Genomic DNA, 22,236 nt, shown 5'->3' on the forward strand with positions numbered 1-22,236 from the left:
ATGGATGTTCTTGAATTCCACCGGCAGTTCGCGGAGGGCGTGGCCCGCGGCGACCCGGAGGTGGCCGACCGGCTCCTGACCCGGCTCCGCCCGCTGCTCGGCGCCACCGCCTCGGTCAAGGTGCTGCTCCTGGCCGCGCACCTGCTGGCGGCCCGGCACACCGCCACCGGCTCCACGCGGGACCTGCGGGAGGCGTTCACCGTGCTGGACCGGGCGAGCGAGCTGGGCGCGGCCGATCCGGACGGCCCCCACCTCCTCGAGTGGGCCGTGGTGTCGGCCGGGGCGTTCATCGCGGCGTACGCCGTCGACGCGGACCCCGGCGTCCTGGTGAACGCCGCCGATCTCATGCGGCCGCTGGAGCAGCGCCTCCCCGAGGATCATCCGGTCCGCCCGGCCGTGCTGCACCTCTACGCCACAGCGTTGTTCCTGCACCAGACCCAAACCAGCAAAACCATCCATCTGGTACGGGAGTGCCTGGCCCTGATCCCGCCCGATTCACCGCAACGGCCCTCGCTGGTCAGCATGCTCGCGCTCACCCTGCTGTCACAGTCCCAGCGGACCGGCGACAGCGCGCCCGCCACCGAGGCCCGGACGCTGCTCACGACCGCCGTCACCGCGCTGCCGGACGGCCATCCGGCCCGGCTCCAGCTCGTTCCCGCCTACGCCAGGTCCCTGCTCGCCGGCGAGAACGCGGACGACATCGACCTGGCGATCAGCGAACTCGGCCGGGCGCTGCCGCGGGCACGTGACGCCGCCACACGGACCGACCTCACGCAGGGCATCGCCCACGCCCTGCTCCTCCGGGCGACACGCACCGGCAGCCGCGCCGACCTGGACCGGGCCGTCACGCTGTCCCGGGACGCCACGGGGGTGGCCCGGCACGGCGCCCTGGAGACCGGCGGACGAGCGTACCTGCATCGTTTCGTCTCCTACGGCGACCGTGCCGACCTGGACCGGGCCATCGACATGTTCCGCCGGCGCGGCGCATACCCGGCGCCACCGGACATCGGCGTGCTGGCCGCGCACGCGCACGCGCTGCGGTTACGGTTCGACGTGACCGGCGACGCGGCCGACCTGCATGCGGCGGTGGAACTGCTGAGCGGCGCCGAGACCGCCGAGGGCCCGGACTCCGACCTCGCGAGGATCATCCTGGCGCTGATCCTGTCGGTGCGGACCATGCACCACGACGGCGATCTCGGCGACATCCGCCGGGCCCTGGCACTGCTGGACCGCACCCGGCCGAGCATGACGCACACGACCGCCACCGGAACCGCCCTGGTGGCGGCCTACCAGGTCGGCGGTGATCCGGCCGACCTGGAACGCGCGATCAACGTCCTCCGCCGCGACGGACCGGGCCCGGCATCCCACCGGGACGAGATCGATCGGCTGATGACGCTCGGGGCGGCGCTGACGGCCCGAACCGGTTTCGCCGGCGACGGCGACCTTCCCGAGGCGATCGCCGTCCTGCGCCGGGCCGGCACGATGATCGGCGACGGCGACCCGCTGGCGGCGGCACTGCGATTCCAGCTCGCGAACGCCCTCGTGGCCGCCGGTTTCCGGGACTCCGGCCGGCTGGAGGAGGGCATCCTGCTGCTGCGGCAGGTCCTGTCCCGGACGGACCTGCCACCGGTCACCCGTACCCTCGCCGTGGGTCGTCTCGGCACCGCCCTGACACACCGGTTCCCGTTCACCGGCCGCCCCGAGGACCTCCGCGACGGCATCGACCACCTCCGGGAGGCGCTGACCCGGACGCCGATCGAGGGTGTCGGCCGGTGGTCGCTCCAGGCGGACCTGGCGACGGCCCTGGCGACCCGGTTCGAACAGCACGGCGACCCGGCCGATCTGGAGGCGGCGGCCGAACTCGTCGGCACGGCGGCCGAACAGGCCGGCCAAGCCCAGGTCTACGGGATCAGCGCCCTGCGGATCATCCTGCTCACCAAACTCGAGCGGCTCGGCGGCGACGACCGGCTCGACGAGAGCATCGCGATGATGCGCCACACCGTCGACGGCCTTCCCCGAACCCATCACATGTACGACGTCGTGTCGGCCAACCTCGCCGTGGCGCTGACGCTGCGGTTCCATCGCGACGGCCGGGTGGCCGATCTCGACCGGGCGATCGCCATCGAACGCGCGCTGGTCCGCCACGGCGCCCCGGATCCGCTGTACGCCGCCAACCTGTCCGGGCACCTCAGCGACCGCTACCGCCACTACCAGCACCTGCCGGACGTCGATGAGGCGATCGGGATGCAGCGGCTGGCGATCGACCGGGCCGCGCCGGGGCATCCCGGTCGCGCCGCGATGGCCGCCGACCTGGGCCGGCTGCTGCGGCTGCGGGCACTCCTGTTCGGCGACGAGGCGGATCTGCGCGAGGCGGTCCAGAACGGCCGCCACGCCGTCGAGCTGGCCGGACCGGATCTCGGCAACCCCCGTCAAGGGTCGATTCGCGAAGACCTCGCCACCACCCTGCTCGCCTGGTTCGACCGGACCGGGCAGCGTGACCACCTCGAGGAGGCGATCGACCGGCTCGGCGAGGCGATCGCGATCTCCCCGGCCGAGGACCGCAATCAGGCCGCCTTCCTGGCCACGCTGGGAGACGCCCGGCTGCGCCGGTGGCGGCTCTCCCACGACCCGGCGGACCTGCGCGCCGCGATCGCCGCCCACCGCGAGGCCGTGACCAGGATCCGGCCGGACGCGCCGAAGCGGTCCGTGCACCTCGCGGCACTGGCCGATGTGCTCATCCTGGACGGCGTCGACCGTGGTGACGTGACGACGCTGGCCGCTGCCCGCGACCACGGCCGGGAAGCGGCACACCATCGGCCCGCGCCGGCCGAAGCCCGCATCGACGGCGCCGCGTCCTGGGGCAACGCGGCCCGCTGGCTGAACGACCTGCCCGAGGTGCAGCGCGCCTTCTCGTACGCGGTCGGTCTGCTCACCACTCTCGCGTGGCACGGCATCAACCGTTCCAGCCAGGACAAGGCGCTCGGCCGCTGGACCGGCACCCCGCCGCAGGCGGCCGCCGCCGCCCTGGCGAACGACGACCCACCGAGCGCGGTGGAGATCCTGGAACGCGGCCGCGGCGTCCTCTGGACCGGCCTGCTCGACGCCCGCTCGTCGCTGGCGGAAATCACCGACCGGGCCCCGCACCTGGCCGCCGACCTGCTCCGGGTCCGCCGGGCCCTCGACACCCCGGACGGAACCGGACCGTAAGGGCCGTCGGCTGTCGGCAAGGCGACGTACGCGACAGCCAGCATCCGCCGTCTCCATCACGACCGTTCCGTTGAGGAGTCGCGATGGGTGCAGCGCAACGTCCGGTGCCGCTCGTTCCATCGGCGAGGGCGGCCAGGGGTACGCGGATGTCGCCGGCCGCCGCCTGGGCCGCCAGCCTGGCGGCCACCGTGGCGTCCACCTACGCGCTGGACGCCTGCGCGGCGGCCGCCGGCGCCGGTCTGGTCGCTTCCGGATTGCTCGCCGATCTCGGCCATCGATCGGTGGTGGCGTTCCTCGTGGCGAGCTACACGGCCTGGGTGTTCGGTCTGCGCGCCAACCTGAGAGCGAACGGACGTCTGCTGGCGGAGACGGGGGCGAGCACCAACGTGCTGTCGAAGCTGGCGTACGACGTCACCCGGCGCCGGTTCGGCGGTGGGCCCGCCGCTCGGCTGGCCGCTGCCGTCGCGTACACCGGCACCGAGATCGCCAAGGAGGTGCCGTACTACGTGGCCGCGTTCGGCGCCGCCGCCGCGACCGACGCGATCACCAGCGATGAGGCGCTCGTCTTCCTCGGCGGCGCCAACCTGGGCGCCGCGTTCTACGAGGGCGTCCTCGCCCGCCTCACCCGGACCGTCCTCGACCGGGGCCACGGACATGCGTCGTTCGACACCGACTGGGTGCCGGCCGAGTACCTCACCGACTACTACCGAACCGTCGAACCGGACGAGATCGCCACCATCGGGTTCCTCGTCGACGCGATGCGCCACACCGAACGCGACCAGCCGATCCTCTACTTCGGGACCGGTCCGGCACTCCACCACGTGTTCGCGTGCGCCGAGACGGCATCCGAGATCCACCTGGGTGACTACCTGCCCGAGAACCTGGCCGAGATCCGACGATGGATCGAACGTGCGCCGGGCGCCCACGACTGGCGGCCGTTCGTCCACTACACCCTGCAGTGCGAGGGCAACACCTGTCCGACCGACGACGAGATCACCGCACGCGAAGACCTCACCAGAGCAAAGATCACCACACTGGTACGGGTGGACGCCCACCACCCGCGTCCGGTGAACCGGCGTTACCCGACCGTGGTCAGCGCCTACTGCGCGGACTCGGCCACCGGCGACCGCGCCACCTGGGAACTGTTCATGCGTCACATCACCGGCCTGGTCCAGCCGGGTGGCCTCTTCCTCACCGCGGCGCTGCGCCGGTGCCGTGGCTACACGGTCGGCGGCAAGACGTTCCCCGGCGCCGACATCGACGAACACGACCTCCGAGCGGCCCTCCGCCCCGACTTCGAACCCCTGGACGAGGGGATCGAGGTCATACCGACGGCCCAGCGCGGCACGCACGGCTACGCCGCGATCCTGCTCTGCCGGGCACGCCGCGCTCAGCCGGCGACCTCGGCGCGCCGCCGCGGGAGCAGGGCGACCATCCCGGGCAGGGCCGACCGGACCGGCTGAATCGTGTCGGCATTCACGGGGCGCGGCCCGACCGGCGCAACAGCCAGCCGGCGATCGGTATCACGATCAAGGTGCCGATGATCGCGCTCAGGATCCCGCCCCAGTCGAAGATGTCGTCGTCGCCGATGCCCAACCCGAGGGTGAAGAGGACGTACCCGGCCAACGCGCCGGCCAGGCCGAGCCCCACCGAGACCAGCCATGACACCGGTCCGCTCATCTTGCGAAAGGCATCGCCCGGCATGAGCACCCTCGCGATGACGCCCGCGACGAAACCGAGCAGCAGAGCTCCGATCATTCGGCCAGCTTTGTCCCTCCCGGCCAGGTCGGCATCATCCGCAAGGGGTGATCATTCAGTCGTGGTCGCCGCCCGCGTCAGGCTTCGGCTCGGCGTTCGCTGTCATCCCATCGCGTTGGAGATCTGGCGTAGGACCCACAGAGACTCGTTGGCCTTGTGCCAGTTCGGCCAGTCGACGTCTGGCCAGCCGGATGCCGCACGGAGTTGCTCGAGCCGTTTCTGAAATGCGTGCAGCTGTTCGAGCGGTACGCGATTGCTGTCCCCGGGTGTTTCCAGGACAGACGATGCGAGGCGGATGACATCGGGATCCGCATTGCTGATTCGATCCGGCTTCCTCAGCAGGTATCCCAGGGTGTAGGTCGCAGCCCGGCGCGAATCGCCGTACCAGCAGGTCGGCAGGTTCGGGTTGGTGTCTGACGCTCGTGGAGTGCGCTGTCCGAGCCGTTTGGCCTTCCTCCGGCTGGTGGCATACGCGTCGACTTCTGCCAGCCACAGTTCCCGGCTCACCGTCAGCATGTCCAGCGCTCGGAGCAACGCGACCTCGTCACGACGAAAGGCCCCTGCAACGTGGCCCAGATAACGTCGCCAGATAGCCCAGCGGTTGATAAAGCTGGACGCAGCCGGCCAGGGCGTTGATCCGTCTCGTCGAAACACGGGGCACCGCGCCCGATCCGCGGCACATCAGGGCGTCTGGCCGCTCGGCTACGACCCTGAGGGGCCGGAGCACCTGTTCGGTGAGCGCACAGATCTCGACGATCCCACGGCGGTCCATCGCCGGTTCCCACGACTGGCCGCGTTCCGGCGTGGTCACCCGGAACTCGGGACACCGGAGCTTCGCTGACCAGGACCGGCGTTCGTCAAATCACCACCAATGGCGCCAGCGGCGGTACGCGTGTTCTCCGCGGCCATGAGCGCACCAGATCATGGAGCACGAGGCTGCGTCACGGCCCGGCCACGCCGGCGTCAGGCAACGTCGTAGATCAGGTGCGTTGCGGTCGATGTCGAGGTCACGCTTCGTTGCACCAGCGCGCGCGGTACTCCGTCGGTGAACAGTGGCGTACCGGCACCCAGCATCACGGGCGCGAGGTGAAGCGACAGCGTGTCGACCAGTCCGGCATCGAGCGAGGCGCGGATCAACGCACCACCGCCCATGAGGACCACGTCGAGACCCTCACCCCGGTCCGACGACGCTGCTTCCGCGCGCTCACGCGCGACAGCCACGGCATCGGGAACGCCGGTAGTGACGAACGTCCAGTCGAGGTCGGTGAGTCGAACCGACTCCGGCGGCGAGCTCGTCACGACGACGAAAGCCGGTCTTCCGACCTCGCCGGCGCCGTAGCCGGTCTCCTCGTTCCAACCCAGCGGGCCGTCGACCACATCGAAGAGCCTGCGACCGAGGACGACGGCGCCCGAGCGGGCGGTCGACTCGCGCAGGATCCGGCGGTCCTCCGGGTCGGTGGAGAACGCCCAGCTGTGCAGGGCCTCACCACCTGTGCCCAGGCCGTTGGCGGGGCCGGGCTCCGGCCCGGTGACGAAGCCGTCGAGGGACATCGAGATGTCAGCGATGATGCGCGTCATGCTGGGTAGACCGGATCCACCGCGCTGACTCATCGCTTCTCAGCCAACGGCGTGACGGCATCCGAGGGCTCCAGCACAGTACCGCCCTACCCCATCAACGAGGACTGCGTCGAGTGCTGGGCTGACACGCCGGCACAGGCGGTCACGGGGCACACGGGCTGCAGCTTGTGTGCCCCGGGATCATGGGAAGGTGAACACTTCTCCAGGCTCGTCCTCCGGTTCTTCGAACCGGGCAACGTCAAGCTCTCTTGATGTGCCGCCGTTGTTCGCCGCTCTGGACGGCGCTCGCTGCGTGCTGTTGGCCGGTGCCGGAGGAGGGTTCGACGTTTATGCCGCATTGCCGTTGGCCATCGCGCTGTGGAACCGCGGCGTTGCGGCACATCTGGCGAACCTGTCGTTCACCCCACTGGAGATGCTGGACCTGGATGCTTGGTTGGCGCCAGATGTGGCTCTCGTCGCCCCGACTACCAATGGCCCGGAGGACTATTTCCCAGAACGGACCCTTGCCCGCTGGCTGGATGCCCACAATCTCCCTTCGACGGTTTACGCCTTCGCCAAGACCGGCGCAAAGCCGTTGAGAGCCGCTTACCGGCATCTGGCCGGCCACCTCGGGATTGATGCCGTCGTGCTGGTCGACGGCGGGACCGACATCCTGATGCGTGGTGATGAAGCCGGCCTGGGCACGCCCGTAGAAGACATCACCAGCCTGACCGCCGTTGCCGGCCTGGACGTACCGGTGAAACTGGTGAGCTGCCTGGGCTTCGGCATCGACGCCTACCACGGGGTTGTCCACAGCCAGGTTCTGGAGAACATCGCCGCCGTGGACCGTGACGGCGGCTATTTGGGCGCGTTGTCCATTCCCGGCGCCAGCAGAGAGGCGGTGCTGTATCGCGATGCCGTCGCTGACGCTCAACGGGCGACTCCGATGCGGCCCAGCATCGTGCAGGGCCAGATCGCCGCGGCAACCCGAGGCGCCTTCGGTGACGTCCAATTTACTCGCCGAACCGCTGGCAGCACACTGTTCGTCAACCCGCTGATGGCCACCTACTTCACCGTGGACCTGGTCAGCCTCGCCAACCGATGCCTCTACCGCGATCGAATCGAACAAACCGTCGACATGCATCAAGTTGCGGCACACATCGACGCCTTCCGCAAGGAGACCGCCACTCGCCCAGCTCGTGCGTTCCCGCACTGACCACAGCCTTGCAGGAACAACCAGCGGACGGAGCTCTCGATGGCCGGCTCGCCCGGCCTCTGACACCGGCAGCCAGCGCGATCGCCGACATGGCCATCACCTTTCCTGTTCACAATTTCGCTGATCGCGGCAGATCAGTGCATCGGCCAGGCGATATCGACCTTAACTGAGCCATTTTCATCGTGACGGTGCAGGTCACAGGCTGTGCGGGAGGCTGGTGTCGACATAGGACGAGGCTCCCGGTAAGACAGCAGTCGACCAAGATCCGATGCCCCAACCGGGAGCCTCGCTGTGCTGTCTTACCCTGCCGCGATTCCGTTGTCCACTCGCAGCCTGAACCACCTCGCCGGCCTCATCCGGGCTCACCGTAAGCAGCGTAGATCCCGGTGGCGGCGTCTCGACCCCGGCAGGCAAGCCCTGCTCGCCCTTGCTCACCTGCGTAACGGCGACAGCTTGACCCGCCTGGCCTGCGGTTTCGAGATCGGCGTGACCACCGCGTGGCGTTACGTCCGCGAAGCCATCGACCTGCTCGCCGCTACCGCCGACGACCTCAAAGCAGCGATGAACCGGATCCGGGTGCTCGCGTACGTGATCCTCGACGGCACCCTCATCCCGATCGACCGGGTCGCCGACCAGAAGCCCTACTACTCGGGAAAACACCGCCGTCACGGCGTGAACGTGCAGGTCATAGCCGATCCGGCAGGCCGGCTCATCTGGGCGTCAGCAGCCTTGCCCGGCGCCGTCCACGACCTGACCGCCGCCCGCACCCACACCATCATCGAGGCCTTGACCAGCGCGAACGTGATGACGTTCGCCGACAAGGCCTACCAAGGCGCCCGCGGCACCATCCGCACCCCGTTCAAACGGCACCGTTACCGACCGAAACTCTCCGCCTGGCAGAAGAAGGTCAACCGGGCCCATGCTCGGATCCGCGCCATCGGCGAGCGCGCCAACGCTGGCCTCAAGACCTGGAAAGTCCTGGCGAAACTCCGCTGCAGCCCGCACCGAGCGACCCCGATCGTGCAGGCACTCCTCGTCCTGCACCACGTCGAGAACCCGGCCTACTCAGGATGAAAAAGGTCACTGTAGGCGATTCCAGCGCGGTCGAGTAGACGGCACATGTCGTGAAAGCCCTCTACGCATGCATCGACAACGGCACCATAGTGGCCGGCGGACTTTGCGTACTCCAATAGGAAGTACGGGTCGAGGGTTTCGGGAGCATAGATGTTGGCCTCGACAAGCTCGCCGCTCACTACATTTTCGAACCGGCAGTGCTCGCCGTGCGGGTGCAGATACCAGGTCGCGTCACCATATTGCACGGACTCCGGATACTCCTCTGGCGACGTGCCAGCCCTCATCTGCTCGACGAGTGCTTCCGCTGTGCGACGGAATCCAGCGACGAGGTTTTCCAAGATCGGGCGCACGCTCGCGGCTTCGTCGTTGCTGACGAGTCGCAGCACGGTCAGAACCGGCCCTCGGCCTCTCGGCGTGGCGAAGACAACCACATCAGGCCCGGGTGCGGACTGCAAGTCGCGCGCAGCGGCTGCCGCGATCGGCATCGTCATGGCGTCATCAAGAGAGATGAAAAGGCCGTGACCACGAGCGACCCGCTCATGGATGTCCTCGGGATCCGGGACGCCCGCGGCAGTCGAGGTATTCCCGCTTCTCATATAGCAAATGCTAACTCGAACGCACTCAGCTCGGCAGATCCGCCTACTTGGCGTGCAACAAATCCGTCACCCTCAGTAGTGTGCGACTCTCGGCTACTTATCTGCTGGTGGCACGACCGCTGCCCGGCCAGGCATGGTCGAGGTGACCGGCGGAGACGCTCTCATCGACTGTCCACCTGCATCTTGGGTGTGGCTCAGATTTGGCATGCGCCCTGCCGGTCACCGCGGCGCGGAGTGGCTCCAGAGGGTATACCCAGCTCAAAGTAGCGCTGCCCTCCCGCCGACATCAGGTCGAAACAGGCGGACGAGGCAGATGCCCAATGTCGTCATCGGAGTGGACCCGCACAAACGATCGGCCACCATCGAGGTCATCGACCAGCGCGAGCGTGTCCTCGCGGGCGGCCGGTTCGGAACTGATCACGACGGCTACCAGGCGATGCTCGCCGCGAGTTGACCGAGCTGCCACTGCCAAGGGCCGCGGACGGGCGGCTGCTTCTGGCGGTGGACGTCGCCGTGGCTGCGTCCGGATGGTGCCTGCAGTCCGCAGCGTTCGTGCTGCCACGCCTCTGGGCGCGTCAAGGACGAACACCGAATCGAAGCGGTGCGGACGGAACGTCCGGCCGGTTGAAGGTGACCAGGCTGACGGTCGAGGGCTACCTGGTCCCGGTCAGCTACGCCGCCGGTGCCGCCGGCCGAGTGGAGGTCATCACGGATTCGCGGCAGGACGAATTCGGTACGTAGGTGGTCACCCGCCATCCCTGTACCGATCCGATCGCCGCGCCCGAACTGCAGTTCGCTCAATGCTCTGGTCATGAACACCGGCCGACTCGCCCACCGGACCGTCTACCGATGTGACCGGCTCGGCGGGCTCCTCCACGAATACGATCATGTTGCTTGACCGGCACGGACCGGTTTCCCGGCACCCGCGGGGTGCAGGCGTCGCGCCGTAGGCAGCTCGGCCAGGGCCAGTAGTGCTCTGGTGGCCCTGGCCCAGCCGGCACTGTCGGGCGGGCGGTGACCGCGGATGCGGTTGGCGAGATGGTTCGGGGACTACTTATCGCGCCGGGCCGGTGGTGGCACGCCGACGCGTGACGGCGGCCAGCGCCAGCTCGTAGAGCTCCGGCAGATCGGCGGGAGACAGTGATCGCTCCTTCTGGAGATCGGTAAGCTGCTGGGCCGATCGCCAAGAATATGAGTGGAAGCTGCGTTGCTCATCCAGCTCCAGCTTGGCCGCCGCGGGCTGCCATTCCTCCACGCCGAAAGCGAAGAAGCTTTGCGTCTGGCGATAGCGGACGCGATCGAACGAGAATTCCATGGTCTTGTTGGCGGCTACTTCTGAGAGCTCGCTCGCGTCGACCAGTAGCCCGGTTTCCTCGTACAGTTCCCGGACCGCGCCTTGACGCATGTCCTCGCCGTCGGCGAGGCCGCCGCCCGGGGTGAACCAGTAATGATTGTCCGGTTCGGCCGGATCGAATCCACGAATGAGTAGGAGCCGATCATATTTGTCGATGACGAGGACGCGTGCCGCGAGGCGGGGCACCGCATTCGAGTTGTTGATGTTCACTCCTCGGAGGACAGCGAGCGGACGACGACCGCCACGGCGGGGACAACGATTCCTCCGACATTCGGTGACGGCCTCCGTCAATCGCCGTTCCGGCAATGATTTTCGCTGGCCCCGACCTGCCCGCAGCTACTCCCGCTAGGCCCGCACAAACGGCCGAGTGTCCACGAAACCGACATAAGCATGCGGGGCGGGCATTTTGCTTCTGGATATGCCGATTGGGCCGCAAGGCGCCGCAAGTCACTAAATCCAACTGGATCGGCTGTAATCGAGTCGATCCCGCGATGGCATGCGCATGTCCATAAAGGATGGTGGCGTGCAAGAAATACCGCGGGCGACCTGGGCCATTCCCAATGATGACCATGATGGAAAGACATTACTGCGGGTAACCGGTTGACAGCACGGCGGAGCGATTCGAGAATGGTCGATGGATCCTAGATCTTGAGATATCCCAGGATGTTTAGCCGGCGCAGTCGTCGACTCGCATGATCTCCGGGGAGTTCCGTCATGCCCTCAGCCGGGGAACGGCCAACGTTCCACCTGTCGAATCTGTCAGCGCTTCAACCCTTGACGGAGGCTTTCGCCGATTCTTGCCTGGACCCGTCATTCGCGATCTCCGGCCAGTCGCCGGCCGCACAAATCGAGAGCAATCCCGCAACTTTCACCACGGGCGGATCCTGGCCACGGGATGTGTGGGCGGCGTCCGGGCTGGGGGCTACCCTCGACGCTTCCGTGGTGGAAACGGGCTCTCCGCTGGAGCTGGTGGATCTATGCACGATCCTCTGTGTCCTCGGGATCAACGACCCCTGGGTGAAGTTGAAGCAACTGATGTATTTGCTCTCGCCGAGCCCGCACCACGTAACCATACGGCTCGGCTGCGACCTGTATTACCGCGTCGCCCGTCGCCTGCTGCGCTGCTTCGACGACTTCGGTGAGGCCGGCGACTTCGTCGTCAACCTGCGGCAGTGCAACGGTTCCGACGCCGTCGAATTGGGTCTGCACGCGGCATGGACGGCCGCGGCGGGGTCACCGGCGCGGCGGAGGCTGGCGACCTTCCGCGGTTCTTACCACGGGGAGAACCTGACCGCGAGCCTGATCAGTGACCATCAGCCGCAGCATGGATCGGGCCGGTTGCTGGTCGAGCGGGCCGAGGACGTCGTCTTCTTCCCATCCCCCCGGTGCGGCGACGGCGGCTATCTGACCGCCGAGGCCTTGGCGACGCTGGCCAGCATCGAGCGCGACGCCGACAAGTACTTCGCCGTCGTCATCGAGCCCATCCAGTGGCGCGAATCGGTACACACCGTCCCGCTGGAGTTCCTCCGCCGGCTTCGCGAGATCTGCACGCAGAACTCGATCTGCCTCATCTTCGACGAGATCCACAACGGCTTCGGCTACACCGGGACGATCAGCTTCGCCGGGAACTGCGGCATCGTTCCCGACATTTCCGCGATGAGCAAGGGCCTGACGGCGGGCCACGGTTCGCTCGCGATCATGGTCGCGAAGAAGCAGTTCAAAGCGATCTCGGGACCGTTCGCGGGCAAGTCCAACGCCTCCGACATGCTGTCGTTGGTGGCCATCGACGCCGTGCTCGACCGCCTTCTCGGCATGGCGCCGGAGGAGGCGGCCGCCCTCCCGGAGTGGCTACCTCCAAGCTTGGCCGAGGAATTGCGTACCGGCTTGCTGACCACCGCCTATCCGCGCACCGTCGCGATGATCAATGCGCTGTTCGACGAGTTACGGCGCCGGTTCCCGTCCTTGGTGGGCCGGTCGACCGGCATGGGGCTGGTTCGTGGGCTCGTGATCAACGGTCCGGACGGCCGGCCGTCGGAGGAGGCGGCCGCGGAGGTCGCGAAGCGGTGCCTGGTGCACGGGGTGTACGTGCGCCAAGCCGGCACGGCCATCTTCGTCAAACCCTCGCTGACACTGCGGCAGAGCGAAGCGGACGCCGCCAGCGCCGGATTGTCCCGGACGTTCGCGCACATGCTGCGTGCTCGCGGCCATGTGCCGGCGGAGGCGGTGACGGCGCAATGATCAATGTGGCGGTCGGTGGACCGCAGGGCGTAGGCAAGTCCTCCGCCCTGCGACAGCTCGCCCTACTGCGTCCCGAGTTCAGGGTGATGTTCTTCGGCGATCAGCTCCCCGACGACTTCCGATCCCGGTCCCCTCAGGACAAAGCCGCTCTGCGGGCTCAAGTGACCGAGCGGTTCCTGGCCCGGATGGCGAGCGGCGGACCGGCGACCGTCGTCGATCTGCACTACGTCGATCCGCGGGAAGCCGATCCGAAGATCCAGCGGATGGAGTTTCTGTCGCACTTCGATCTGCTGGTGTTTCTCACCGTCCCGCTCGAAGTGCTCCGGGAGCGCCGAGCGGCCGACCGGAGCCGGACGGACCGGTCGCTGGTCGCCGCCGAGTTGGGCCAGGACGTCCGCGCGCATCTCGACTACTTCGGCGAACTCGTGGCTGCAGGATTCCGGGCGGTCCTCGTCGACTGTCAGGAGCCGCCCACCGAAATCGCACGAAAGCTGCTCGACCGGATCGACACCATACGTGGGCGGGACATGTGACACCATCAGACGCTTCCACCGGGTACACCGACGCCGATGCGTCGTCCGGCCTTTTCCATCTGAACACGCTGCCCGCGGTTCAGGAGGTCCTCGCAGCGGTCGAGGACACGTGTCTGGCGCCGGAATGGCCCCGGTTGGCGGGCAGCCGGATCGAACAGATGGCCAGCAACGATCTTCTGTTCAGTGGCGGATCCGCTCCCCGCGACGTCTGGGCCGTCTCCGGCCTGGGCGCCACGGTCGACGCGTCCGTGGTGGCAACGGGCGAGCCGTTGTCGCTGATCGACCTGTGTTCCATGACCGCGAACACGATCCTCGGCATCAACGACCCGTGGGTGAAGCTCAAACAGGCCGCATATCTGCTGTCGGACCGTCCGCATTACCTGACCGCTCGCATCGGAGCCGACCTGCCGTACCGTGTCGCCCGCCGCATTCTGCACTGCTTCGACGAGTTCGGCGGGCCGGGTGAATTCGTCGTCAACCTCCGGCAGTGCAACGGCTCGGACGCCGTCGAACTCGCACTCCACGCGGCCTGGAACGCGGCCGCGCCGACGCCCGGCCGGGACAAGCTCGCGACGTTCCGCGGCTCCTACCACGGCGAGAACCTGACCGCGAACTGGGTGAGCGAGCACCAGCCGGGCGGCTTGCTCGCCGACGGCCCCGACAACGTGGTGTTCTTCCCGACCCCGCGGACCGATGACACCGGCCGGCTCACGGCCGCCACCGAGGCCACCCTCGAGGCGCTCGATCAGGCGGGTGCCGACTACTTCGCCGTCATCATCGAGCCGGTTCAATGGCGCAACTCCGTACACGTGATCCCGTTCGAATTCCTCCACCGGCTCCGTGACATCTGCACCCGGCATGCGATCTGCCTGATCTTCGACGAGATGCAGAACGCATTCGGGTACACCGGGACGATCACCTTCGCCCAGACCAGCGGGATCTGCCCGGACATCGCGGCCATCAGCAAAGCCATCACATCCGGGCACGGTCCGCTCGCTGTCATGGTGGCGCGCCGGGCGTACCGGGAGATCAGCGGGCCGTTCGGGGCGAAGTCGAATTCCGGGAACATGCTTCCGCTCGTCGCGGCCGACGCGGTCCTGGACCGGCTCCTGGGCATGTCTCCCGCGGAGCACCAAGCGCTGCCGGGATGGGTGCCGCCCGGATTGACCGAGGAACTTCGTACGGGTGTGCTGACATCTGCCTACCCGCGGTCGGTCGCGCTGCTCGACGGCCTGCTGGGCGAGCTTCGGCAGCGGTTCGGTTCGCTGGTCGGCGAGCCGAGAGGGCTCGGGCTGATCCGTGGCCTCGTGCTGTGCGAAGCCGACGGCGGGCCGTCGGTGCGCCTGGCCGCCGCCGCGGCGAAGGTGTGCTTGCGGTACGGCGTCTACGTCCGGCAGGCCGACACCGCTGTCCTGGTCAAACCGAGCCTCTTCCTCTCCGAGAGCGAGATCGGCGCGGCGCTGGACGCTTTGTCTCGCACGTTCCAGGAGGTGCTGCGCATTCGTGATGAGTGACATCGTCAACTGTGAAGATCAAGTCCGAATCTGGATCAGCGCCGACGGTCTTCCGCCGAAGCACCGGGCGCGTCTGCTGCGGCTCCGGGTGATGAATCCACGATCACACATCACCCTGGTCGTCTGTCGCTCGATGTTGACGAGTGCCGCCGAGAAGGCCCTCGACGCCTTCGCCGGGAAACTCGACATCGACGTTCAGGACATCGGCACGATCGAGCCGGCCGATGCCGACGAGCGGCTCATCCTCGAACACATCCACGCCGAGATCCGCTCGTTCGCGGCCGGCGCCGGCGGCAACCTGTCGGTCGTCTCCGACTACGCGCGCCTGCTGGACTGGGTGGTGCGGCGCGGGCTGTGCACGGACATCGACGTGGAGTTCCGCGATCCACTACCCGATGCGGCCGCCGCGGTGCCCTGCCCTCTCGGCATCCTCGCCCGGTTCAAGGAGAACGGGTGCGTCAGCAATGACGTCACCGCGGGGTTCGCTCAATCGGAGCCGTTCCGCCGCGCCCGGCGCAATGTCGCCGCGTTGATCACCCGGTATCGCGCCGAGTCGTGCCGCTACCTCGCCGCGAGCGGTATCGACCGCACGGTTGAGCCGGACACGGTCTCGTCGCACCCACGGTTCTTCGAACTGCGGAACCGGCAGGCCGATCCGTCGCTGGCCGGCACGGCCAGGTTCAGCCTGGCCGGCGGCCCGGACAGCTTCGCGATATCGCTGCACCAGACCGGCATCTACTGCGGGTACGAGAGCGACGTGACCCGCGGGCGTGAGCCGGGTGAGTTGACCTTCGATCATGTGCCGCACGTGATGACCGATGGCCTTTCCGAGCGCTCGGCCCTCCGCTACCGGCCCTATCGATTCGGGCCTACCAGGTTCGCCGAGCAGGCGGCCATCGACCGCGCACGGCTGTGGCCGGCGACCCTGCCAGTCATCGTGAGCCACTGGGACCACAGCTGGATCACGGACAGCCACGAGTGGCGGGCCCTGACCTACCGCGAGCACCTGCTGCTGGAACTGTTCGACGGCCCGGACTGGTCGCCCGCGCGAGCCACGCCGATAGTGCGCCCGGCCCCGATGGCGCCCTGTGCCGCCCCGCCGACGCTCTCCTCGGCGGTCGCGGCGTCGATCGTCCCGGCCCCCTTGCGGAGCCCGCCCACACCGGCGCATGCCGACCCTCACTCGTCGGGCCACCGGCCGCGGCGAACCGAGAGCCGTGGACCGGGCGGCGCGGTGTGGGAGCTCATCGACAACGGCATCGTCTCCGTCCCGAGCCTCATCGATACGGAGACGCTGACCCGGCTCCATGCGGCGTTCGAGAACGAGATCACCAAGAAGGCAGGTGGCCTGACTCTTCAGCAGAGTTCGTTCAATCTGAGTGTCGACGACTGCGAGACCCACACGCTGGAGGCCTTTCGCGACGTCGCCGCGAATCCCGACCTGGTGGACCTCCTCGACGACTACCTCGGCGGTACGTCGCGCTTCGTCTCGGCGCGGGGCTACCGGCAAGGTCCGTGTAAACCCATGAGATACCGCGCCTGGGACTACCACCAGGACATGAAGACCCGGGGACCGTTCGAAGAGGCCAAGGTCATGCTGCTGCTGACCGATGTGCCGCCCGGCGGCCAGGCGATGAGGTACGCCGCCGGCAGCCATGCGTACCACTGGAACTGCCGGACTCAGCAACAGACCAAGTTCACCCTCGACGAGGCTCTGGGCTTCGGACACCACCGGCTGTCCCTCGCAGACGGCCGGGCGGGAGACTGCGTGCTGTTCGACACCAACGGCATCCACTCGGGTCACCGGAACCTGTCGGTCACCCGGGACGTCATCACGATGAACTTCACCCGGGCGTCGCCGAGCGCGTTCTACATGTTCAGCAATCCACTGCTCACCCGATCGGCGCGTCCCGCCGATCAGCCCGCACAGCCCGCCCGGCGGCTGGAGTGGCGGCCATTGGCCGTCGACCGGGACGAACTGTCGGCGATCCGGCGGGAGTACCACGACACTCCGTCCCTGGAAGAGACCCGTCCGTCGTGGACCGGGGATGCGCTGGGGCTGGTAGACGTCGTGGTCGCGGACCTCAACGTCGACCTGGACCTGCGCCTCTCGGACCCGTTCGAGCAGGACCGGGCCCGCGACATCGGTCTGGTGGCGATCCGCGACGCGTCACTCCACCACGTGCAGTACGCCCGGCTCAGCCGCCATCTCGGCGCGGCGGGCGCCGGCCACGGCATCGACGACGTCCGCTGTCTGTGGCAAAGCGCCGAGCCTCTGTCCGCCGCAGCCGGGATCGCCGCCACCGCTCGCGACCTACTATCCGTACGAGCCGTGGGCGAGGCCGCGGCGAACTGCGCGGCGCTGCTCGACGACCTGTGCGAGGCCGTCCGGCGTTGCGACAGCGTGCAGCGTCTGCGGACCACCACGATCTTCACCTACTTCGCCACCGCGTGGGCCGGCCAACTGTGCGCGACCGGGGAGCCGGCCGAGTTCGACGACCGATGCCGCGAACTTCTTCACTTCTACGTCGACCTGGTGGCGTGGGAGGACCTTCCACAGCCAGAACAGAGGGACAGTGCCCATGCCTGAGGCTTCTTCCTCCCGGCCCGGCGCCGCGGCCGCGAGCGCGCCCTTCCACCTCTCCGACCTCGACCCGGCGCGGATGGTTCTCGACGGTTTCGCGGACAGCTGCCTGGATCCCCGCCGTCCCGTCACCTCGTTATCGCCCGGCGAGCATCTGGCGAGCAACCCGGCACTCTTCACCTCCGGCGGCTCCTGGCCCCGAGACGTGTGGGCCGACACCGCACTGGGAGTGTGGATCGACGGCTCCATGGCCGAGACGAAGACACCGCTCGACCTCCTGGACCTTTGTTCGATGACGTGCAACACCGTCCTCGGCATCAACGACCCATGGGTCAAGCTGAAGCAGACCGCCTTCCTCTTGTCATCGCACCCGCACTATCTTCCGGCCCGTATCGGAAGCGGCCTCTACTACCGGACAGCGCGTCGCATCCTTCGCTGCCTCGACCGGTTCGGCGAGCCGGGCGACTTCGTGATCAACCTGCGACAGTGCAACGGATCGGACGCGGTCGAGCTCGCCCTGCACGCCGCGTGGAAGGCCGCCGCGGATTCGCCGGCACGCCGGCGCCTGGCGACCTTCGACGGCTCCTACCACGGCGAAAGCGTCGTAGGCAGCCTGGTCATGCAGGACCATTCGGCGGAGGGCTCCGGCCGGGCGCTGCTCGACCACGTCGACAACGCCACGTCCTTTCCGTCCCCCACCTGCGACGAGGCGGGATACCTCACGCCGCAGGCGCTGGCCACGCTCGCCACCCTCGAACGCGACGGCGACAGCTACTTCGCGGTGCTCATCGAGCCGGTCCAGTGGCGGAATTCGGTACACGCCATACCGCTCGAGTTCCTGCGCAAGCTGCGCGACATCTGCACGCGCAAGTCGATCTGCCTGATCTTCGACGAGGTGCAGAACGCCTTCGGCTACGCCGGCACGATCTTCTTCGCGCAGCACTGCGGAGTCTGCCCGGACATCATCGCGACCGGCAAAGCGCTCACGTCAGGACACGGGGCGCTCGGGATCGTGGTCGCCAAGAAGGAGTTCAGCGCGATCGAGACCCCCTTCGGCGGCAAGACCAACTCGGGCGACATGTTGTCGTTCGTCGCAGTCGACGCGGTGATGGACCGTCTGCTAGGGATCGATCCGGACGAGGCGGAGACGCTGCCGGCATGGCTGCCACCGGGCCTCGCGGCCGATCTGCGCACCGGTCTGCTGACGACCGCCTACCCCGTCGTCGCCGGCCTGCTGGACGGCCTCGTGACGGACCTCCAGAGACGGTTCCCGTCGTTGCTCGGTCCCGCCACGGGCCTGGGCCTCCTCCGAGGGCTCACCATGCTCGACGCCGACGGCCGGCCGTCGGGGCGGCTCGCCGGCCAGGCCGCCAAGATCTGTATGCGGCACGGCGTCTACGTCCGGCGCGCCGGAACCGCGGTGTATCTGAAACCGAGCCTGGCGCTGCGCCCGGCCGACGTCGACACGGCGCTCATCCGCCTCAGCCGCACGTTCGACGAACTCTGCCGGCTCCGCGAGGAAGGGCCACCGAGTTGACATCTCCCCCAGCTGAAGCAACGGGATTCAACCCCCGCGAGTTGGGCCTTCTGCTTCACCGACCGCTGCGGACCCGCGCTACCGGCGAGGGACGGTGGACCACCCATCGCTGCTAGGCACGGGTTCCGTTTCCTCTCCGGCCGGAAGGCCGCAGTATCCACGGAGGATTCCGATGACCGTCGCGTCAACCGCCTCCGGCGCCGAGGTATCTGCCATGGAGGCCGTCCGGCCCATGGTGGCCGCGCTCGCCGGCACCTGCCTCGACCCGGCCCGCCCCCAGTACGCCACCCCCACCGACATCCAGCGGAATCCGGAACTGTTCACCACCGGCTCGGCCCCCCGGGACGTGCTCGCCCACGCCGGACGCGGCGCGACGCTTCACGTGACGACCGACGGCCACCCGGCCCAACTGGTCGATCTCTGCTCGATGACGGAGAACACCATCCTGGGCCTCAACGACCCGTGGGTGAAGCTGAAGCAGATCTCCTACCTTCTCTCGGAACGCCCGCACTACGTGACCATCCGGATGGGATCCGACCTCTACTACCGGGTCGCCAACCGGGTTCTGCGCTGCTTCGACCCGGCCGGCCGCGGAGAATACGTCGTCAACCTGCGCGAGTGCACCGGATCCGGCGCCGTCGAAGCCGCACTCCACGCCGCCTGGAAAGCGGCTGCGGTTCAGCCCGGACGCCGCAAGCTGGCGTCGTTCAAGGGCGGTTTCCACGGATCGAACCTGGGCGGGATCCTGGCAAGCGAGCATCAGGCGCATCGCGGCTCCGGACGGGTGCTGGTGGACCGGGCGGACAACGTCGAGTTCCTTCCCGTTCCCCGCGCCGACGATGACGGCCGGCTGACCGAGGAAACCCTGGCCACGCTGGCGGCGCTCGACCGGGACGGCGACCAGTACTTCGCGGTGATCCTCGAGCCCATTCCGTGGCGCAACGCCGTCCACGTCGTTCCGACCGAATTCCTGCGGCGACTGCGGGAGATCTGCACCCGAAAGTCCATCTGCCTGATCTTCGACGAGCTCCAGAACGGCTTCGGCTACACCGGGACGATCAGCTACTCCGAGATCTGCGGGGTGCGACCGGATATCGCGGTGATGGGCAAGGGCCTGACCTCCGGGCACGGCGCGCTGGCCATCGTGGTGGCCGCCCGGGCGTTAAAGGAGTTCGCGGCGCCGTTCGGATTCAAATCGAACTCGGGCAGCATGCTGTCGCTCGTCGCGGTCGACGCGGTGCTCGACCGCCTGCTGGGGATGGACCCGGCGGAGGCGCCGACCTTGCCCGCCTGGCTGCCGCCCCGCCTCGCGGATGAGCTGCGCACCGGGTTGCTGGAAAGCGTCTATCCGCGGGCGGTCGGCATGATCGACGAGATGCTGGCAAGGCTCCGGCAGCGCTTCCCGGAATTGGCGGGACCGGAGAAGGGGCTCGGCTTGATGCGCGGACTCGTGATGCTCGGACCGGACCGCCGTCCGTCCGAGCTCCGGGCCGCTGACGCCGCACGGATGTGCCTGGCGAACGGGGTGCACGTGCGCCAGGCCGACACCGCGATATTCATCAAGCCGTGCATGGTGATCAGCCAGTCCGAAATCGATCAGGCGTACGGCGCCCTGACAAGAACGTTCGAGCAGATCGAACGCGCCGATCGATGATCGGCGCCCGAAACGCGACAGGCCTCGCCGTACCTCCCTGTCTACAGGCGGACTGACGCCGACCGATGAACAAGACGCCGACAAGCCGGCGAGGCTCGCCCTCCTGGGACTACCGCCGCCCGCCACATGGGACCTTCTAGGATGTCCTTCAAATATCTGCTGGCAGGGCGGTCAGCATCGGTCGATGTGCCTCAGGCTGCCCCGGGAACACTATCGTCCGGACGGCGCATATCGGGGCAGGAGCAATGCGTGCAGGGCTCCCTGAGCCTGCCGTTCTCTTGCACGTCTCCGTGACACGACCAATCGTGCTCGCACACACACGTGATTAGTTCGTTAGCGGCGGAGAAGGCGCAACGCTCGCACTCATCGTGGGATGTTCTCGGTGCGGCCGGGGCAGCCGCCTCCGGCATTCTGGCCATAAGCGCATCCAGCTGCGGGATGAAGTCCGCACCCCGGTTGAGGACGATGTCGGTCAAGCGTTGATCGAGCCATCCATTCATCGGGTCAGGATCCGTAGCGTGGAGCCACTGCTTGTAGCGCTCCGGAAGCTCCGCGGGGACCTGCCCGTTCGGCGTACGCAAGACCTGAATGGTGACCTTGCGGAGCTGGGCGGTGATTCGCCTGCCCAGGTCCTCGTCACTGCCCACCGCAAAGCGGGCGTAGAAGCGCTTGCCTGTCGCGACCGCTGCCACCGAGAGGAGCTCGCCGCGGCCCCCGACGGGCAGCCCGGAAACGAGCCCACCATGCCACGGGCATGGCAAGTCCACCATCTGCATGCACCAGTGGATGAATTCTGGGGGCGAGACCGTCGTCGTGTCCCATCCCCAGTCGATGACGCATCGGCACTCATGTTCAACCGGCGTGAAGGATGGCGAAAGCGGGGCGGCTCCAGGCTCGACGTTGCGCCAGGCGGCGGTGTAGCGCTCCCCGGTGTCACGCATCCGTTGCCTGGTAGCCCGCTGACGTGCACGATTCTTCTTGCCCATGTGGCTGTCTCCCGCGACGCGGCCCACGCTCGCACCGCCGAAGGCGAACGACAAGAGTCAACCGTGCTGCGTCGGAGCCGCTCGTCCGCAAGCTGGACGGCGTGGGCGTCGATCCAGCGGGAACCGGCGGGTCACGACCGCCTCGGACGAGACTGTAGCTGCCGGCCAGTGCCGTCAAGAACCGTCCCGTCAAGAGTCCACTCTTTCGGCTGACCACCGGCCTACGAGGAGCGAAAGGTGCGGCCCATCCCCTCGACAGCATCTTTGGTGAGCTCCCGGCAAGTGACGATCGGCGGCAGAGGGGCCTTACCCCCGGAACTTGGACACGGGGTTTATGCGGCTTGGGCGATCGTAGTTGATGTTGCGTGGATCCGCTCGTAGGTGATCGGTGACTGCTGTCCGAGCCGGGAGTGGCGGCGGATGGTGTT

Annotated in this window: 17 protein-coding genes and 1 pseudogene; 12 read left to right on the forward strand and 6 right to left on the reverse strand. The window is 67.9% G+C overall.

Annotated elements, in window-relative coordinates; genetic code table 11:
- Together J5X75_RS28815 and gntF are read left to right on the forward strand one after the other, a co-directional pair.
- On the forward strand, nt 1-3,207 hold the full coding sequence (locus J5X75_RS28815) for a hypothetical protein (protein ID WP_208470659.1): 3,207 nt from the start codon (nt 1-3) through the stop codon (nt 3,205-3,207).
- A 146-nt stretch (nt 3,208-3,353) separates the two neighbouring features.
- The gene (gntF, locus tag J5X75_RS28820) at nt 3,354-4,670 is read left to right on the forward strand and encodes a guanitoxin biosynthesis pre-guanitoxin forming N-methyltransferase GntF (protein ID WP_208470660.1); all 1,317 of its coding nucleotides are present in this window, start codon (nt 3,354-3,356) and stop codon (nt 4,668-4,670) included.
- Nucleotides 4,671-4,683: 13 nt separating this feature from the next.
- Here the strand turns inward: gntF and J5X75_RS28825 are convergent, their stop codons facing one another.
- The 3 genes from J5X75_RS28825 to J5X75_RS28835 all read right to left on the reverse strand — a co-directional run bounded on the left by J5X75_RS28825 (nt 4,684) and on the right by J5X75_RS28835 (nt 6,543).
- Nucleotides 4,684-4,965, reverse strand: coding sequence for a GlsB/YeaQ/YmgE family stress response membrane protein (locus tag J5X75_RS28825; protein ID WP_208470661.1), 282 nt, complete (start codon nt 4,963-4,965; stop codon nt 4,684-4,686).
- A 102-nt stretch (nt 4,966-5,067) separates the two neighbouring features.
- A complete protein-coding gene (locus J5X75_RS28830) occupies nt 5,068-5,619 on the reverse strand; it encodes a hypothetical protein (RefSeq protein ID WP_208470662.1) in 552 nt (183 codons plus the stop codon).
- Between the two features lie 309 nt (nt 5,620-5,928).
- Complete coding sequence (locus J5X75_RS28835) at nt 5,929-6,543, reverse strand: dihydrofolate reductase family protein (RefSeq protein ID WP_208470663.1); 615 nt, start codon at nt 6,541-6,543, stop codon at nt 5,929-5,931.
- A 190-nt stretch (nt 6,544-6,733) separates the two neighbouring features.
- On the opposite strand from J5X75_RS28835, the gene J5X75_RS28840 reads away from it, so the two are divergent.
- Together J5X75_RS28840 and J5X75_RS28845 are read left to right on the forward strand one after the other, a co-directional pair.
- The gene (locus tag J5X75_RS28840; protein ID WP_208470664.1) at nt 6,734-7,738 is read left to right on the forward strand and encodes a DUF1152 domain-containing protein; all 1,005 of its coding nucleotides are present in this window, start codon (nt 6,734-6,736) and stop codon (nt 7,736-7,738) included.
- Nucleotides 7,739-8,029: 291 nt separating this feature from the next.
- The gene (locus J5X75_RS28845) at nt 8,030-8,812 is read left to right on the forward strand and encodes a transposase family protein (RefSeq protein WP_208470665.1); all 783 of its coding nucleotides are present in this window, start codon (nt 8,030-8,032) and stop codon (nt 8,810-8,812) included.
- On the opposite strand, the gene J5X75_RS28850 is transcribed toward J5X75_RS28845, so the two are convergent.
- Entirely contained in the window at nt 8,800-9,408 is a 609-nt protein-coding gene (locus tag J5X75_RS28850) for a hypothetical protein (protein WP_208470666.1), read from the reverse strand. The two genes, J5X75_RS28845 and J5X75_RS28850, sit on opposite strands and share 13 nt — an antisense overlap.
- 313 nt (nt 9,409-9,721) lie before the next feature.
- Here J5X75_RS28850 and J5X75_RS28855 point away from each other — a divergent pair, with 313 nt between their 5' ends.
- Both J5X75_RS28855 and J5X75_RS46455 read left to right on the forward strand, forming a co-directional pair.
- Nucleotides 9,722-9,862, forward strand: a complete 141-nt coding sequence (locus J5X75_RS28855) for a hypothetical protein (RefSeq protein WP_208470667.1) — start codon at nt 9,722-9,724, stop codon at nt 9,860-9,862.
- Nucleotides 9,863-9,864: 2 nt separating this feature from the next.
- Nucleotides 9,865-9,994, forward strand: a pseudogene (locus J5X75_RS46455) (transposase); the annotation flags it as partial.
- A 468-nt stretch (nt 9,995-10,462) separates the two neighbouring features.
- Here J5X75_RS46455 and J5X75_RS28860 read toward each other — a convergent pair.
- Nucleotides 10,463-10,972 (reverse strand): NUDIX hydrolase, encoded by a 510-nt coding sequence (locus tag J5X75_RS28860; protein ID WP_307798317.1) that lies wholly within the window; start codon nt 10,970-10,972, stop codon nt 10,463-10,465.
- 564 nt (nt 10,973-11,536) lie between these two features.
- On the opposite strand from J5X75_RS28860, the gene J5X75_RS28865 reads away from it, so the two are divergent.
- The 6 genes from J5X75_RS28865 to J5X75_RS28890 all read left to right on the forward strand — a co-directional run bounded on the left by J5X75_RS28865 (nt 11,537) and on the right by J5X75_RS28890 (nt 20,822).
- Entirely contained in the window at nt 11,537-13,000 is a 1,464-nt protein-coding gene (locus J5X75_RS28865) for an aminotransferase class III-fold pyridoxal phosphate-dependent enzyme (protein WP_208470668.1), read from the forward strand.
- Nucleotides 12,997-13,533: an AAA family ATPase gene (locus tag J5X75_RS28870; protein ID WP_208470669.1), complete on the forward strand. Its 537-nt coding sequence runs from the start codon at nt 12,997-12,999 to the stop codon at nt 13,531-13,533. Before J5X75_RS28865 ends, J5X75_RS28870 begins: the two co-directional genes overlap by 4 nt.
- Complete coding sequence (locus J5X75_RS28875) at nt 13,530-15,047, forward strand: aminotransferase class III-fold pyridoxal phosphate-dependent enzyme (RefSeq protein WP_208470670.1); 1,518 nt, start codon at nt 13,530-13,532, stop codon at nt 15,045-15,047. Before J5X75_RS28870 ends, J5X75_RS28875 begins: the two co-directional genes overlap by 4 nt.
- On the forward strand, nt 15,040-17,637 hold the full coding sequence (locus J5X75_RS28880; RefSeq protein ID WP_208470671.1) for a phytanoyl-CoA dioxygenase family protein: 2,598 nt from the start codon (nt 15,040-15,042) through the stop codon (nt 17,635-17,637). The genes J5X75_RS28875 and J5X75_RS28880 overlap by 8 nt, the downstream gene beginning before the upstream one ends.
- Nucleotides 17,630-19,168: an aminotransferase class III-fold pyridoxal phosphate-dependent enzyme gene (locus J5X75_RS28885; RefSeq protein WP_208470672.1), complete on the forward strand. Its 1,539-nt coding sequence runs from the start codon at nt 17,630-17,632 to the stop codon at nt 19,166-19,168. The genes J5X75_RS28880 and J5X75_RS28885 overlap by 8 nt, the downstream gene beginning before the upstream one ends.
- Before the next feature lie 346 nt (nt 19,169-19,514).
- Nucleotides 19,515-20,822 (forward strand): aminotransferase class III-fold pyridoxal phosphate-dependent enzyme, encoded by a 1,308-nt coding sequence (locus J5X75_RS28890; RefSeq protein WP_208470673.1) that lies wholly within the window; start codon nt 19,515-19,517, stop codon nt 20,820-20,822.
- Nucleotides 20,823-21,013: 191 nt separating this feature from the next.
- Here the strand turns inward: J5X75_RS28890 and J5X75_RS28895 are convergent, their stop codons facing one another.
- Nucleotides 21,014-21,862 carry a hypothetical protein gene (locus tag J5X75_RS28895; protein WP_208470674.1) on the reverse strand — a complete coding sequence of 283 codons (849 nt, stop codon included), beginning with the start codon at nt 21,860-21,862 and terminating at the stop codon, nt 21,014-21,016.
- Nucleotides 21,863-22,236 lie beyond the last annotated feature (374 nt).

Source organism: Actinoplanes flavus, assembly GCF_017592555.1.
Classification (GTDB): Bacteria; Actinomycetota; Actinomycetes; order Mycobacteriales; family Micromonosporaceae; genus Actinoplanes; species Actinoplanes flavus.